The sequence below is a fragment of the Streptomyces sp. NPDC039423 genome (genome assembly GCF_055598725.1).
Genome location: NZ_JBVKAH010000001.1, coordinates 767,898 through 783,817, shown reverse-complemented (window position 1 = coordinate 783,817; position 15,920 = coordinate 767,898). Strand labels below are relative to the sequence as shown.

The window sequence follows — 15,920 nt, the reverse complement described above, 5'->3', positions numbered from 1 at the left end:
GGATCTCCTCGAAGAGGGTACGGAGACGTCAGGTGCGGGCCGCCCCGCGCCCAGGAGGGGCGCGGGGCGGCGGAGGGACGCGCGGGTCAGGCGCGCCAGGTGTCGTTCAGGGTGACCTTCCCGGAGGCCGGGACGGTGGCCGTGCGGTTGGCGCCGGACTCCCAGGTGACGTTCCCGGCGGCGTCCTTGCGGACGTACTTGTACGCGAAGGCCGTTCCGGCGGGGAGGGACACGTCGAGCTTCCAGACGGGGTACGCGGCCGGGTCGAGCTTGGGCGCGGCGGCCGGGTTCCAGTTGCCGAGGGCGGAGTGGTCGCCGGTGACGTAGATGTTCTCGCCGGGGACGGTGGTGGCGTCGACGGCGAAGGACGCGCCGGAGGTGGCGGGCGGCGGGGTCGTGGATCCCGCGCCGCAGGTGCGTGCCCCGGCGTGCAGCGCGACGGCGGTGCCGGCGCCGAGCGTGGCCGTGAACTGGCCGGAGCCGTTGACGGTCACCGTCCGGTTGTTCTGCACGTCGCAGTAGTCGCCGCCGGGCAGTGACGTCTGGAAGGTGCGGGTGAGGGCGGACGTCTCGTGGTTGATGGCGACGTACGCCTTGCTGCCGCGCCCGAAGGCGATCTGGTCGCCGCCGTTGTCCCACCAGTTCGTGACACCCTGACCGCGGGCCACGTTCCGGAAGGCGACCATGGAGGCGATCTCGCGCCAGGCGTGCTGGCACTTCCAGCCGTCGCTGTAGCAGGCGCCCACGCTGCCGTTGCTGGGCGGGCCGGCGTCCTTGTCGGTCCACTCGTAGCCGGAGTGGACGTCCGGGGAGCCGTAGGGCCAGGCCAGCATGAAGACGTTGGCGAGCGTGTAGGCCGAGCCGTTCTTGTAGTTCAGCGTGTCGCCGCCGCGCTCGGTGTCGTGGTTGTCGACGAAGACGGCGGACTTCCCGGACTCCATGTAGCCCCAGGCCTCGCCGTAGTTCTTGAGGTGGGCGAGGTTCTCCCCCAGGAAGACGCGCTTGAGGTCGCGGGCGTAGCGGAACTCCTGGACGTCGCCGTTGCCGAGGTACTCGCCGGGCGAGACGGCCTCTCCGGCGCCGTATATCGCCTCCTGCTTCCAGTACACGCCCGGGTTGGTGAGCTTGGCCTTGATGGCGGCCAGGTCGTTCGCCGGCATGTGCTTGGCGGCGTCGATGCGGAAGCCGTCGACGCCCAGCGTCAGCAGGTCGTTCATATAGCCGGCGATCTTGGTGCGGACGTACTCCTCGCCGGTGTCCAGGTCGGCGAGGCCGACGAGTTCGCAGTTCTGGACGTTGGCGCGGTCCTGGTAGCTGGTGATCTGCGCGGTGCAGTCGTTCATGTCGGGCGCGGAGTACAGGCCCGGGTAGCCGTACTTGGTGTACGACGAGCCGCCGGTGCCCGTGCCGCTGCCCGCCGCCATGTGGTTGATGACGGTGTCGACGACGACCTTGACGCCCGCGCCGTGGCAGGTGTTCACCATGGACTGGAAGGCCGCGCGGTCGCCCAGGCGGCCGGCGATCCGGTAGCTGACGGGCTGGTACGAGGTCCACCACTGGCCGCCCTGGATGTGCTCCTGCGGCGGGGAGACCTGGACGTAGCCGTAGCCGGACGGGCCGAGGGTGTCGGTGCAGGCCTTGGCGACCGAGGCGAAGGACCACTCGAACATGACGGCGGTGACGTCCTTGTCGCCGGGCGGGACGGCCGCGGCGGGGGTGGGGGGTGCCGTGACGGCCACAGCGGCTCCCGCCACGAGGGCGAGCGCGGCGGCCACGGTCTTTCGGACCATGTTTCCTCCTGGGGAATGGGAGGTGCGGATTGCGGTGCAGCCTCGTACGGCAACGCGCCATGCCCGCAAGGCCCTGGTGAATCTTCTTGCTGCAAGACAGCAGCAACAGTTTTCGGTCGTGACCGTACGAGCCCCCAGGGACGCGGTCAACCCCTGGGACACACGCGGTTCACATCGGGGAAATCCGCCGGATCCACCGCTGCAAAGTCTTTCGCAAGCACTTGCAGTGGTGTTACGTTCAACCGCGACTCCGGTCCGGCCGGCCGGGGGTCCCCGTACCCCGGGGCCCCACGCGCCCGGCCGGCCGGGCCGGTCGCCGACCGGGCCCGGCCATCCGCCGGGTACGTCATGAGCCGGGAGGCCCGGGGCCGATGAAGACCCCGCCGCGCCCGATCACGGGCAGGCCCCGGGCCTCCTCGACACCCACGCCTCATCTGCGCTGGGCGGTGGACCCCCGTACCACCAGCTCCGGCTGGAACACGAACTCCGTGCGCTGCACCGGGTTGCCGTCGATCTCCTCCAGCAGCGCGTCCACCGCCGCCGTCGCCATCGCCTGCACCGGCTGGCGCACCGTCGTCAGCGGCGGGTCGGTGAACGCGATCAGCGGCGAGTCGTCGAAGCCGACCACCGACACGTCCGAGGGCACGTCCAGCCCCCGCGCCCGCACCGCGCGTATCGCGCCGAGCGCCATCAGGTCGCTGGCGCACACGATCCCCGTGCAGCCCTGGTCCAGCAGCGCCCCCGCCGCCGCGTGCCCGCCCTCGACCCCGAACAGGGTCTGCTGGACGCGCGTTTCCGCCTCCTGGGGGCCCACGCCCAGCAGGGCGCGCAGCGCGGCCGTGAAGCCCTCGGCCTTGCGCCGCGAGGGGACGTACCGGGTGGGGCCGATGGCCAGCCCGATCCGCTCGTGGCCCAGCTCGACCAGGTGCCGCACGGCCATCCGGGCGGCCGAGCGGTCGTCGGGCGAGACGAAGTGGGCGTCGATGTGCTCGTTGAACCCGTTGATGAGCACGAAGGGCACGCCCCGGGCCGCGAGCCTGACGTACCGGGACGGGTCGGCGCTCATGTCGGCGTGCAGCCCGGACAGGAACACGATGCCGGTGACACCGCGCTCCTCCAGTTGCTCGACCAGCTCGTCCTCGGTGGCGCCGCCCGGCATCTGGGTGCACAGCACCGGGGTGTAGCCGTGTCCGGCCAGCACCTGCTCGATGACCTGGGCGAACGCGGGGAAGATCGGGTTGGTGAGCTCGGGGATGACCAGGCCCACCAGCCCGGCGCTGCGCCGCTTGAGCCGGACGGGCCGCTCGTAGCCCAGCACGTCCAGGGCGGCCAGCACCCGGGTCCTGGTGGGCCCGGCGACCCCCGCCTTGCCGTTGAGGACCCGGCTGACCGTGGCCTCGCTGACCCCGGCCTGCGCGGCGATGTCCGCGAGCCGCGGGGCGCCCCCTCCTCCGTCGCCCCGCGGCTCGGTCCGTGCGTCGCCGCGCGGCGACAGGATCGTCACACCGCCCACCAGACGGTGGTGTCGGCGGGCAGTTCGGCGGTGCCGTCCACGCTGGTGCGCACCCGCTCGCTGGCGAGCAGCATCCGGCCCGGCACGGTGATCCGCACCGCCCGCCCGGTGGTGTTGGCGTGGCACACGAAGGCGCCGCGCCGGAAGGCCAGCACGCCCTCGGGCGCCTCCAGCCATTCCACCGCGTCACCCGCGCCCAGGTCCGGCTGCTCGCGGCGCACGGCGAGCGCGGCGCGGTACAGCTCCAGCGTGGAGCCCGGGTCCCCGGTCTGGGCCTCCACGCTCAGGTCCGCCCAGCCGGCCGGCTGGGGCAGCCAGCTACCGCCGCCGCCGAACCCGTACGACGGCCCCCCGACCGTCCACGGGATCGGCACCCGGCAGCCGTCGCGGAAGCCGTCCTGCCCGGTCGCCCGGAAGAACGACGGGTCCTGGCGCACCTCGTCAGGCAGGTCCGTGACGTCCGGCAGGCCGAGCTCCTCGCCCTGGTAGACGTACGCGGAGCCGGGCAGCGCCAGCATCAGCAGCGTGGCCGCCCGCGCCCGGCGCAGCCCCAGCTCGCGGTCGCCGGCCGTACGGAGCTGGGTGCCGAGGCCGGGCGGGTTGGCGAACCGGGTGGCGTGCCGGGTCACGTCGTGGTTGGACAGCACCCAGGTGGTGGGGGCGCCGACGGGGCGCATCGCGGCGAGCGAGGCGTCGATGACCCGGCGCAGCTCGGCGGCGTCCCAGTAGGTGCCCAGGTACTGGAAGTTGAACGCCTGGTGCATCTCGTCGGGGCGCACGTAGTTGGCGGTGCGCTCGACGGTCGGGGTCCAGGCCTCGGCGACCAGGACGCGGTCGGCGTCGTACTCCTCCAGGACCTCGCGCCAGCTTCGGTAGATCTCGTGGACGCCGTCCTGGTCGAAGAACGGCATCACGTCGTTGCCGAGCAGCTTGAGCTGGTCGTGGGCGCCGATGTCGGGCAGTCCGGCCGCCTTGACCAGGCCGTGGGCGACGTCCACGCGGAAGCCGTCGACGCCCATGTCCAGCCAGAAGCGGAGGATGGAGCGGAACTCGTCGCGGACGGCGGGGTGCTCCCAGTTGAAGTCGGGCTGCTCGGGGGCGAAGAGGTGCAGGTACCACTCGCCGTCCTCGACGCGCGTCCACGCCGGGCCGCCGAAGATGGACTCCCAGTCGTTGGGGGGCAGTTCGCCGTTCTCGCCCTTGCCCGGACGGAAGTGGTAGCGCTCGCGCAGCGGCGACCCGGGGCCCTCGCGCAGCGCGCGCTGGAACCACTCGTGCTGGTCGGACGAGTGGTTGGGCACCAGGTCGACGATGACGCGCAGCCCCAGCCCATGGGCCTCGCGTATCAGCGCGTCGGCGTCCAGCAGGGTGCCGAACATGGGGTCGATGGCGCGGTAGTCGGCGACGTCGTACCCGGCGTCGGCCTGCGGGGAGGCGTAGAAGGGGCTGAGCCAGACGGCGTCGACGCCGAGGTCCCTCAGGTACGGCAGCCGGCTGCGGATTCCTTCCAGGTCGCCCATGCCGTCGCCGTTGCCGTCGGCGAAGCTGCGCGGATAGACCTGGTAGATCACCGCGTCTCTCCACCAGCCCGTGTGCGTGCCGGTGGCGGGGGCGTCGGGGGCAACGAGGTGCTGGGTCATGTCTTCCCTGAGTGGAGGAGTGGAGCGGCCGCCCGGCCCCGACGGGACTGTCGGGACGGCCGGCGCGCGGACCGGGATACGGAAGTGGGGACCGGGCGCGTCAGCCGGTCCGGTGGCGGCCCGTTAAGGACCGGGCCGCGACCGGAGCCGCGACCGGGACAGCGGCCGGAGCCGGAGCCCCGGCCGGAACGCCGACCGGGACGTCGGCCCCCGGCCGGCGGTCGGCCGGAGCGACGGCGGACCCCCGGGCGGGCACGGACCGCCGGGCGGGCACGGGGCCCCGGGCGGGCACGGGGCCCCGGGCGGGCACGGGGCCCCGGGCGGGCACGGGGCCCCGGGCGGGCACGGGGCCCCGGCCGGCGGACCCGCCGCCGGGCCGGTCCGCCGCCGGGGAGCGCGTCGCCCGGACGGCCGGGTCGGCGGCCGGTGGCGGGGGCGGCGCCGGGACGTCGTGCCCGTCCGGCGCCCGGCGCCCACGGTGCGCGAGGTCCATGACGCCGTCCCCCTACGACTTGGTCGCGCCGGCCGTCAGGCCGGAGACCAGGTGGCGCTGGACGAGGCCGAAGACGACCGCGGCGGGCGCCGCGATCAGCACGGCCGCCGCGGTCAGCGAGCCCCAGTCGGCCGTGTACTGGTTGACGAAGGTCTGGAGGCCGCCGGCCAGGGTGAGGTTCTCCTCACCGGTCATGAACGCCGAGGCGTAGGCGACCTCGCCCCAGCCGGTGATGAAGGTGTAGAACGCGGTGACGGCCAGACCGGGCTTGGCCAGCGGCATGATCAGCCGCCAGAAGGTGCCGAAGGGCGTCAGGCCGTCGACCCTGCCCGCCTCGTCGATCTCGGCGGGGATGCCGTCGAAGTACCCCTTCATCATCCAGGCGCAGAACGGCACGGCGACGGTGAGGTACGTGATGACCAGACCGACCGGCTGGTTCAGCATGCCCAGCGAGGCCAGCAGGTTGTACAGCGGCACGATCAGGACCGCGACCGGGAACATCTGGGTGATCAGCAGCAGCCACATCAGGGGCCGGAGGCCCGGGAAGCGGAAGCGGCTGACGGCGTAGCCGGTGGTGGCGGAGATGAAGACACCGACGACGGTGGTGATGCCGACGACGACCAGCGAGTTGCCGAGCCAGGCCAGGAACTGGGTGTCGGAGATGACGTGGCTGTAGTTGCCGAAGGTGAAGTTCTTGACGATCGAGGTGTCGAAGGCGTCGGTCTTCGGCTTGAACGACGTGATCACCAGCCACAGCGGCGGGAAGACCGCGATGAGGGTGGCGAAGAGCAGCGTCAGGTGCAGTCCCGCGGACGCGAGCGGGGAACGCTCGCCCCGGGGCCGTACCTTCGGGGTCTGGGCGTGGGTGCTCACCACATGTCTCCCTGCTTGCGGAGCGCGCGGCGGTAGGCCACCGCGAACAGCGACAGGAGCGCCAGGATCAGCACGCCCCAGGCCGCCGATCCCGCGAAGTCGCGGGGGCTGACGACGAACGAGAGCTTGTAGGCGTACGTCACCAGGATCTCGGTGGCGTCGCCGGGACCGCCCCGGGTGAGCAGGAAGATCACCGGGAACATGTTGAAGGTCCAGATGGAGCTGAGCAGGACCACCGTGCCGGACACCGGGCGCAGTCCGGGCAGCGTAATGTGGCGGAACCGCTGCCAGGCGGTCGCGCCGTCCATCTCGGCGGCCTCGTAGAGCTCACCGGGGATGGACTGGAGGCCGCCCAGCATGGCGACCAGCATGAACGGCACGCCGAGCCAGACGTTGACGGCGATGACGGAGATCTTGGCCCAGGTGGGGTCGTTCAGCCAGGAGATCGCGTCGATGCCGCCGCCCGCGAGGAGCTTGTTGAACAGGCCGCTGCGCTCGTTGAACAGCAGCCGCCAGGTGAAGACGGAGACGAAGGCCGGGACGGCCCACGGCAGGACCAGGGCCATCCGGTAGAAGGTGCGGCCCTTGATCTTGCGGTTGAGCATCGTGGCCAGCACGAGGCCGAGCGTGAAGGAGAGGGCGACACAGCTGACGGTCCACACCACGGTCCAGCCGAGCCGGTCCCAGAAGACGTTGTCGGTGAGGACGGCCTGGTAGTTGTCGAGGCCGACGGACCGGTACGTCGCGGGGATGTGGTTGATGCCGATCGTGCGCTCGACGTTGGCCTCGTTGGCGTCGGTCAGCGACAGGTAGACGCCGCGCACCAGCGGGTAACCGATGATCACGCCGATCACGATCACCACCGGGGCGACCATGCTCCAGGCGTACCAGTGGGTGCTCAGCGCCCGGCGCAGCCGGCCCGGGCCCGGGGACCCGGGGGTGTTCTCAGTGCGGTGGCCGCGGCCGCGGGCGCGCTCGGCGCCCGCGGCCTTCGCCACCGACTGGCTGGTCTCGACAGCCATTGGTCGGTCAGCCCTTCCCACTGCTTACTTGTAGTCCTTGAGCATCTTGCGGTAGGCGTCGCCCGTCTCCTGGGCGGCCTTCTCCGGGGTGGTCTTGCCGCCCAGGACGTTGGCCATCTGGAGGCGGATCGGCTCGAAGAGGGCGTTGCCCTGCGGGATCCACGGGCGCTCGACGGCCTTGTCGACGGCCGGCTTGAAGAACTGGACCATCTCGTTGCCCGACACCGACGGCTGGGTGTAGACCGACAGGCGGGTGGGCAGGAGGCTGAGCTTCTCGGTGGTCTGCTGCTGCACCTTGGCGGAGCCCATGTACTTGGCGAACTCGTAGGACGCGTCGAGGTTCTTGGAGCCGGCGTAGACGGAGAGGTTCCAGCCGCCCTGCGGGGAGCCCTGGCCGGCGCTGCCGGCCGGGACGGGGGCGATGCCCAGGTTCTTCGGGTCCTTGAACTCGGCGCCGGCGCGCGAGTCGGCGATGGCCCACGGGCCGTTCAGCATCATCGCGACCTTGCCGGACTTGAACGCGTTCTGCATGTTGTTCCAGCCGTCGGAGGCGTCGGTGATCGCCGCCTCCGAGTCGACCAGGTCCTTGATGGTCTTGTACGCGCTGACGCCGGACGGGTCGTCGATGGTGATCTTCTTGCCCTTGGCGTCGACCAGGTCGCCGCCCTCGCCGTAGAGGAAGGACAGGAACCAGTACGGGTCGTCACCGCGCAGGTACAGGCCGGTCTTGCCGGGCCACTTCTTGCTGACCTTGGCCGACGCGTCCTTCAGCGCCTCCAGGGTGGTGGGGACCTCGGCGCCGGCGTCCTTGAGCATCTTCTTGTTGTAGAAGAGCGCCATGGTGTCGATGACCTGCGGGACCGCGTAGGTCTTGTCGTTGAACTTGGTGCTCGCGGCGGCCTGGGGCAGCCAGTCGCCCTGGTTCTCGATGGCGCGGGTGCCGTCGAGCGGGGCGAGGTAGCCGAGGCTGGCGAAGTCGGCGACCCAGGCGACCTCGGTGCGCATCACGTCGGGGGCGCCGGAGTTGCCGCCCGCGGCGTTCTTGAACTTGGCGTTGGCCTCGCCGAACGGCACGTTGACGTACTTGACCTTCACCTTGGGGTGCAGCTTGGTGAAGCCCTCGGCGAGGGACTGGTACGTCGCCTTCTCGGCCTCGTTCGAGGTGTCCCAGAAGGTGACCGTGCCGGACAGCTCGCCGGATCCGCTGGACCCGCCCTGGTCGCCGCCGTCGCCTCCGCACGCCGCCGTCGTCAGACCGAGGGCCGCGACCAGCGCGGTGGCCGCTATGCCACGCCGCATGTGAACTCCTTCAACTGATCCCGGGAAGACGAAGGCGGATCACATGTCTGGATCTCGTGCCTCCTGCAGACCGCTCCCTCGCGGTGCGCCGGGTTGCCAGGAACGTAACAGGGATGAAAACGCGCCGAAAGACCTTGCGGTAAATTTCTGCAAGGCACGCTGATCGTTACATCCGCGTGTCCCTACAGTTGCCGACGCATCGCTTGACAGCGACCGCGAGGCGGCCTTGCGCGGGACGGGAACGGTCTGCAAGCCTTTTCGTAAGACCTTGCAGGACCGTTGCATTACCACTGCCACCTCGTTAGATGTACGTAGCCCCCATCCCGGCCCACCGAGAGGGACACCGCACATGGCACACGAGCTGACCTCGCCCGTCCCGGCGCCGGAGGATCTGCACCGTGCAAGCTCTTCCAGCGACCGCCCGGGGTGGTGGCGGGAGGCCGTCATCTACCAGGTGTACGTCAGGTCCTTCGCGGACAGCGACGGCGACGGCATCGGCGACCTGCGCGGGGCCCGCGAGCGCCTGCCCCACCTGGCCCGGCTGGGCGCGGACGCGGTGTGGCTCACCCCCTTCTACGCCTCCCCCCAGGCCGACGGCGGGTACGACGTGGCCGACTACCGGGCCGTCGACCCCGTCTTCGGCGACCTGGCGGACGCCGACGACCTGGTCCGCACGGCCCACGAGCTCGGGCTGCGGGTGATCGTCGACATCGTCCCCAACCACACCTCCGACCGGCACCCCTGGTTCCGCGAGGCCCTCGCCGGCACCGGGCGCGAGCGCTACCACTTCCGCCCCGGCAAGGGGCCGGACGGTTCCCTGCCGCCCAACGACTGGGAGTCCGTCTTCGGCGGCCCGGCCTGGACCCGCGTGCCCGACGGCGACTGGTACCTGCACCTGTTCGCCCCCGAGCAGCCGGACCTCAACTGGGACGACGAGGAGGTCCGAGCCGAGTTCGAGTCCGTGCTCCGGTTCTGGCTGGACCTCGGGGTCGACGGCTTCCGGGTCGACGTCGCGCACGGCATGGTCAAAGCCGCCGGGATGCCCGACATCGGGCACGGGGAGCAGGCCCGGCTCATCGGCACCCAGCAGCTTCCGTTCTTCGACCAGGACGGGGTCCACGAGATCCACCGCGCCTGGCGGCGGCTGCTGGACGGCTACGAGGGCGAGCGCATCGCCGTCGCCGAGGCGTGGGCGCCGTCGGCGGAGCGGCTGGCGCTGTACGTACGCCCCGACGAGCTGCACCAGGCGTTCAACTTCCAGTTCCTCAACTGCCCCTGGGACGCGGACTGCCTGCGGCGGGTCATCGACGACTCGCTGCGGGCCACCGCCTCGGTGGGCGCGCCGACCACCTGGGTGCTGTCCAACCACGACGTGGTCCGCCACACCACCCGGTACGGGGACGGTGTCACCGGGCTGCGCCGGGCGCGGGCGGCCGCGCTGCTGATGCTGGCCCTGCCCGGCTCGGCGTACGTCTACCAGGGCGAGGAGCTGGGACTGCCCGAGGTCACGGAGCTGCCCGACGAGGTCCGCCAGGACCCCGCCTTCCTGCGCGGCGAGGGCCAGGACGGGCTGCGCGACGGGTGCCGGGTGCCGATCCCGTGGACGCCGGAGGGCCCCTCGTACGGCTTCGGCCCCGGCGGTAGCTGGCTGCCCCAGCCGTCGTCGTGGCGCGAGCTGTCCGTGGCGGCCCAGACCGGCGACCCGGACTCGACGCTGGAGCTGTACCGCAGCGCGCTGGCCGTGCGCCGCGAGCACCCGGCGCTCGGCGCGGGCGACGCGGTGGAGTGGCTGCCCGCGCCGGACGGGGTCCTGGCGTTCCGCCGCCGTGCGAAGGGCGCGGGCACCGGCCCCTGGCAGGGCGACCTGGTCTGCACGGTCAACCTCACCGACCGCCCGGTCCCCCTGCCCGTCCCCGGCGGCCGGGTCCTGCTGTCGAGCACCCCCGTCCCCGCCGCTCCCCCGGCCCCCGCCGCTCCGCCCGGGGAGTCGGCCGGCGAGGCCCCCGGGAACCCGGCGGCGGCCACCGCTCCCTGCGCCAAAGTCCCGCCCCCCGCACGGGAGTCGGCGGTGGGGGCGGGCACCGGGGACGCCGGCCGGACCGTCCTGCTGGCCCCCGAGTCCTGCGTCTGGTGGGCAAGCTGACGTGCGGCCGGTACAGTCGCATCCCATGACCGCGCGGCTAGCCGACATCGCAGCCCAGGCGGGGGTCAGCGAAGCCACAGTCAGCCGCGTGCTCAACGGCAAGCCCGGTGTGGCGGCGGCCACCCGCCAGTCCGTGCTGGCCGCCCTCGACGTGCTCGGCTACGAGCGTCCCGTACGGCTGCGGCAGCGCAGCGCGGGACTGGTCGGGCTGATAACCCCCGAGCTGGACAACCCCATCTTCCCGGCCCTGGCCCAGGTCATCGGCCAGGCCCTGACCCGCCAGGGCTACACCCCCGTCCTCGCCACCCAGACCCCCGGCGGCTCCACCGAGGACGAACTGACCGAAATGCTCGTCGAGCGGGGCGTCTCCGGCATCATCTTCGTCTCCGGACTGCACGCCGACACCACCGCCGACATGACGCGCTACGACCAGCTTCGCGGCAAGGGCGTCCCGTACGTCCTCATCAACGGCTTCTCCCCCAAGGTGCAGGCGCCGTTCGTCTCCCCCGACGACCGGGCCGCGATGCAGCTCGCCGTCACCCACCTCGCCTCCCTCGGGCACACCCGGATCGGCCTCGCGGTCGGACCGAAGCGGTTCGTGCCCGTCCAGCGCAAGATCGAGGGCTTCCGGCTCGGCATGCAGGCCCGGCTCGGCCTGGACCCGGAGCGGTGCGAGGAACTGATCCAGCACTCGCTGTACACGCTGGAGGGCGGGCAGGCCGCCGCGACCGCGCTGATCGACCGGGGCTGCACCGCCGTCGTCTGCGCCAGCGACATGATGGCCCTGGGTGCCATCCGGGCCGCCCGCCAGCAGGGGCTGCACGTCCCCCGGGACGTCTCCGTCGTCGGGTTCGACGACTCCCCCCTCATAGCCTTCACCGACCCGCCGCTGACCACCATCCGCCAGCCCGTCCTCGCCATGGGGCAGGCGGCGGTGCGGGCCCTCCTGGAGGAGGTCGGCGGCACACCCGCCCCGCACAGCGAGTTCGTCTTCATGCCGGAGCTGGTCGTCCGCGGGTCCACCGCCTCGGGACCTCAGGGTCAGCGGTCATCCGAAAGGCGTAGCGATGGCGATGACGACCAGACTGACGGATGATCGAGCGAGTAGACCTATCTGGCAGACTCTTGGCCCATGGGTGACACGACTGTGAGGACACGGGAAGGCCGCGAGGCCCCGGCACCACCGGTGGATTCACCCATCGAGCAGGGTCCGGCCCGGGAGGCGGACGGCCGTACGGTGTGGCAGCGTGCGCGCGCTCCGCGCCGCCCCCGCATCTGGTTCGAGATCCTGCTGATCGCGGTGAGCTACTGGACGTACTCACTGATCCGCAACGCGGTGCCCGAGCAGAAGGCGGAGGCACTGCGCAACGCCGACTGGATCTGGCGGGCGGAGCAGTCCCTCGGCATCGCCGTCGAGAAGTCCGTCAACCACGCCGTCGACTCGGTGACGTGGCTGATCGTGGGCATGAACTACTACTACGCCACCCTGCACTTCATCGTCACCATCGGTGTCCTGGTGTGGCTGTACCGGTGGCACCCGGGGCGGTACGCCGCGACCCGCCTGGTGCTGTTCTCCACCACCGGTGTCGCCCTGCTCGGCTACTACCTGTACCCGCTGGCCCCGCCGCGCCTGATGACGTCGGAGACGTTCGTCGACACGGTGCTGGTGCACCACACCTGGGGCTCCATGGCCTCCGGCGACCTGAAGCAGATGTCCAACCAGTACGCCGCGATGCCGTCCATGCACATCGGGTGGTCGCTGTGGTGCGGGCTGACGATCTTCGCCCTGGCCCGGGCGCCCTGGGCCAGGATCCTCGGGCTGCTCTACCCCACCGCCACCCTGGTGGTCATCGTCGCCACCGCCAACCACTTCTGGCTGGACGCCGTGGGCGGCATGATCTGCCTGGCCTTCGGCTGCACCCTGGCGTACGTCTGGTACGGCAGGCTGCCGCACCGGCTGCCGCGCCTGGTGGCGGCGTACACCCCGGCGGCGCCCGGCGCCGGAGCCGGCGCCCACGCCGCGCCCGCCGGCCCGGAAGCGGATCCCGCCGACGCCGGTGCGGCCGGTGCCGGTGCGGCCACCGGCGCCCCGCTCGCGGCGGGAACGCGCCGCTGACGGCCGCGAGGCCTCCCGGACCGCCTCAGCCCCCGTAGAACAGCTCCTCCACCACCGCCCGCGCCCGGCGCGTGGTGCGGCGGTAGTCCTCCACCATCTCGCCGACGTGCCCGGGCCCGTACCCCAGGTAGCGGCCGACCGCCGCCAGCTCCCGGGAGTCGGACGGGAAGGTGTCCCCGGCCCGGCCGCGCACCAGCATCACCCCGTTGCGCACCCGGGTCGCCAGCACCCAGGCCTCGTCCAGGGTCTGGGCGTCCTGCTCCGTGATCAGGCCCGCGTCCCGGGCGGCGGCCAGCGCCGGCCGGGTACGGGTGGTACGCAGCCCCGGCACCGCGTGCCCGTGGCGCATCTGGAGGAGCTGGACGGTCCACTCCACGTCGGACAGCCCCCCGCGCCCCAGCTTGGTGTGCAGGGCGGGGTCGGCCCCGCGCGGCAGCCGCTCGGTCTCCATCCGGGCCTTCAGGCGCCGGATCTCCCGCACCGCGGCCTCGTCCAGGCCCTGCTCGGGGTAGCGCAGCGGGTCGGCCAGCTCGATGAACCGGCGCCCGAGGTCCTCGTCGCCGGCCATCGGCTCGGCGCGCAGCAGCGCCTGGCTCTCCCAGCCCAGTGACCAGCGGCGGTAGTAGGCCGCGTACGACTTGAGGGTGCGCACCAGCGGCCCGCTCTTGCCCTCGGGGCGCAGGTCCGCGTCGATGAGCAGCGGCGGGTCGGCGGTCGGGAGCTGGAGCAGCCGGCGCATCTCGGCGACCACGGCGTTGGCCGCCCGCGCCGCCTCCTGCTCGTCGACGCCCTCGCGCGGCTCGTGGACGAACAGGACGTCGGCGTCGGAGCCGTACCCCAGCTCATGGCCGCCGAAGCGGCCCATGCCGATGACGGCGAACCGGGTGGGCAGGGTGTCGCCCCACTGCTCGCGCACGGCGGCCCGCAGCGCCCCCGCGACGGTCGCCGCGTTCAGATCGGTGATCGCCTGCCCGACCCGGTCCACCAGGGCGCCGGGGTCGGCCTCGGCGGGGCTGTCCTCGGTGCCGTACGAGCCGATGATGTCGGCGGCGGCGGTACGGAACAGCTCCCGGCGCCGTACGCCACGGGCCACGGCCACGGCCAGCTCGGCGTCCTCCGCGCGGCCGACGGCCGCCAGGATCTCCGGCTCCAGATGGGAACGGCCGCGCGGCCGGAGCCCCTCGGGCGCCCCCAGGATGGCCACCGCCTCGGGCGCGCGCAGCAGCAGGTCGGGGGCCAGCCGCCCGGCCGACAGCACCCGGGCCAGGTTCTCCGCCGCCGCGCCCTCGTCCCGCAGCAGCCGGAGGTACCAGGGCGTCTTGCCCAGCGCGTCCGACACCTTGCGGAAGCCCAGCAGCCCGGCGTCGGGGTCCGCCGAGTCGGCGAACCAGCCCAGCAGCACCGGCAGCAGCGTCCGCTGGATCGCCGCCTTCCTGGTGACGCCGGACGCCAGCGCCTCCAGGTGCCGCAGCGCGGCGGCGGGATCGGCGTACCCGAGCGCCTCCAGGCGCTGCCCGGCGGCCTTGGCGCTGAGCCGTGTCTCCCCGGGGGCGAGCTGGGCGACCGCGTCCAGCAGGGGCCGGTAGAACAGCTTCTCGTGCAGCCGCCGCACCACCGAGGCGTGGCGCCGCCACTCCCGGTTCAGCTCGGCGACGGGATCGGTGCGCAGCCCCATCGACCGGCCCAGCCGCCGCAGGTCCTCCTCGCCCTCCGGCACCAGGTGCGTACGCCGCAGCCGGAAGAGCTGGATGCGGTGCTCCATCGCCCGCAGGAAGCGGTACGCCTCGTCGAGCTGCGCCGCGTCGGCGCGCCCCACGTAGCCGCCGGCCGCCAGCGCCTTCAGTGCCTCCAGCGTGGTCGCGCTGTGCAGCGTGGCGTCGCTGCGCCCGTGCACGAGCTGGAGGAGCTGCACCGCGAACTCGACGTCCCGCAGCCCGCCGGGCCCGAGCTTCAGCTCGCGGTCCACGTGCGCGACCGGGATGTTGTCCACCACGCGGCGGCGCATCTTCTGCACGTCGGTGACGAAGTTCTCCCGCTCGGCGGCCTGCCACACCAGGGGCGAGACGGCCTCGATGTACGCGGCGCCCAGCTCCGGGTCACCGGCCACCGGCCGGGCCTTCAGCAGGGCCTGGAACTCCCACGTCTTGGCCCAGCGCTGGTAGTAGGCGAGGTGGCTCGACAGCGTGCGCACCAGGGGCCCGTTCCTGCCCTCCGGCCGCAGATTGGCGTCGACCGGCCAGATGGTGCCCTCCACCGTCTGCTCCGAGCAGATGCGCATCAGGTGCGAGGCCAGCCGGGTGGCGGCGCGCAGCGCCTCGCCCTCGTCGGCGCCGTCGACGGGCTCGCCGACGAAGATGACGTCCACGTCGGAGACGTAGTTCAGCTCGCGGCCGCCGCACTTGCCCATCGCGACGACCGCGAGCCGGCACAGCGCCGCGTCCTCCGGGGCGGCCGCGCTCGCCAGGGCGAGGGCCTTGCGGAGGGTGGCCGTGGCGAGGTCGGCCAGCTCGGCGGCGGTCTCGGCGACATCGATGGTGCCGCACACGTCACGGGCCGCTATGGCCAGCAGGCAGCGCCGGTAGGCGACGCGCAGCGACACGGGATCGGTCGCCCCGGCCAGCCCGCGCTCGAACTCCGCGACGCCCGGGTGCAGGTCGGCCGACTCGTACGTGACGAGCGCCTCCCAGTCCCGCGGGTGCCGGGCCAGGTGGTCGGCCAGCGCCTCGGAGGAGCCGAGCACGCCGAGCAGCCGGTCGCGCAGCGGCTTGGCGCTCAGGACCGTGCCGAGCAGTTGCCGGCCGTCCCCGTCCTGCGCCTCGGCCAGCCGGACCAGCCCGCGCAGCGCCAGATCGGGATCGGGGGTGGCGCCCAGCGCGTCCAGGAGGACCGGGTCACCGCGCACGGCCGACACCACGGGCAGGTCGAGCAGCCGCTCGGCGGCGGACGGATCGGTGAAGCCGTGCCGCAACAGTCGGGTGAAGGTACTGCTCCTGCGCCCCGGTCCGGTCATGGCTCCCCTTCTTCCGGAGGC

Annotated in this window: 10 protein-coding genes; 3 read left to right on the top strand and 7 right to left on the bottom strand. The window is 72.6% G+C overall.

Going from position 1 to position 15,920, the window contains the following annotated elements; all coding sequences use genetic code 11:
* Positions 1-86 precede the first annotated feature (86 nt).
* The 6 genes from ACZ7LK_RS03510 to ACZ7LK_RS03485 form a co-directional block, all read right to left on the bottom strand.
* Complete coding sequence (locus ACZ7LK_RS03510; protein WP_392276657.1) at positions 87-1,790, bottom strand: carbohydrate-binding module family 20 domain-containing protein; 1,704 nt, start codon at positions 1,788-1,790, stop codon at positions 87-89.
* Positions 1,791-2,220: 430 nt separating this feature from the next.
* Complete coding sequence (locus ACZ7LK_RS03505) at positions 2,221-3,303, bottom strand: LacI family DNA-binding transcriptional regulator (RefSeq protein WP_469464447.1); 1,083 nt, start codon at positions 3,301-3,303, stop codon at positions 2,221-2,223.
* Positions 3,291-4,943, bottom strand: a complete 1,653-nt coding sequence (locus tag ACZ7LK_RS03500; RefSeq protein WP_469464446.1) for a glycoside hydrolase family 13 protein — start codon at positions 4,941-4,943, stop codon at positions 3,291-3,293. The genes ACZ7LK_RS03505 and ACZ7LK_RS03500 overlap by 13 nt, the downstream gene beginning before the upstream one ends.
* 505 nt (positions 4,944-5,448) lie before the next feature.
* Positions 5,449-6,309 carry a sugar ABC transporter permease gene (locus ACZ7LK_RS03495; RefSeq protein ID WP_392276654.1) on the bottom strand — a complete coding sequence of 287 codons (861 nt, stop codon included), beginning with the start codon at positions 6,307-6,309 and terminating at the stop codon, positions 5,449-5,451.
* Positions 6,306-7,331 (bottom strand): carbohydrate ABC transporter permease, encoded by a 1,026-nt coding sequence (locus ACZ7LK_RS03490; protein ID WP_469464445.1) that lies wholly within the window; start codon positions 7,329-7,331, stop codon positions 6,306-6,308. The genes ACZ7LK_RS03495 and ACZ7LK_RS03490 overlap by 4 nt, the downstream gene beginning before the upstream one ends.
* A gap of 24 nt (positions 7,332-7,355) precedes the next feature.
* Entirely contained in the window at positions 7,356-8,630 is a 1,275-nt protein-coding gene (locus ACZ7LK_RS03485; RefSeq protein ID WP_471138184.1) for an extracellular solute-binding protein, read from the bottom strand.
* Between the two features lie 349 nt (positions 8,631-8,979).
* On the opposite strand from ACZ7LK_RS03485, the gene ACZ7LK_RS03480 reads away from it, so the two are divergent.
* Genes ACZ7LK_RS03480 through ACZ7LK_RS03470 form a run of 3 tightly spaced genes read left to right on the top strand, consistent with a single transcriptional unit; the run spans position 8,980 to position 12,889 of the window.
* Positions 8,980-10,773 (top strand): glycoside hydrolase family 13 protein, encoded by a 1,794-nt coding sequence (locus tag ACZ7LK_RS03480; protein ID WP_471138182.1) that lies wholly within the window; start codon positions 8,980-8,982, stop codon positions 10,771-10,773.
* 25 nt (positions 10,774-10,798) lie between these two features.
* A complete protein-coding gene (locus ACZ7LK_RS03475; RefSeq protein WP_392276650.1) occupies positions 10,799-11,869 on the top strand; it encodes a LacI family DNA-binding transcriptional regulator in 1,071 nt (356 codons plus the stop codon).
* Between the two features lie 36 nt (positions 11,870-11,905).
* Entirely contained in the window at positions 11,906-12,889 is a 984-nt protein-coding gene (locus ACZ7LK_RS03470) for a phosphatase PAP2 family protein (RefSeq protein WP_471138180.1), read from the top strand.
* A gap of 25 nt (positions 12,890-12,914) precedes the next feature.
* On the opposite strand, the gene ACZ7LK_RS03465 is transcribed toward ACZ7LK_RS03470, so the two are convergent.
* Positions 12,915-15,899: a bifunctional [glutamine synthetase] adenylyltransferase/[glutamine synthetase]-adenylyl-L-tyrosine phosphorylase gene (locus ACZ7LK_RS03465; protein WP_392276648.1), complete on the bottom strand. Its 2,985-nt coding sequence runs from the start codon at positions 15,897-15,899 to the stop codon at positions 12,915-12,917.
* Positions 15,900-15,920 lie beyond the last annotated feature (21 nt).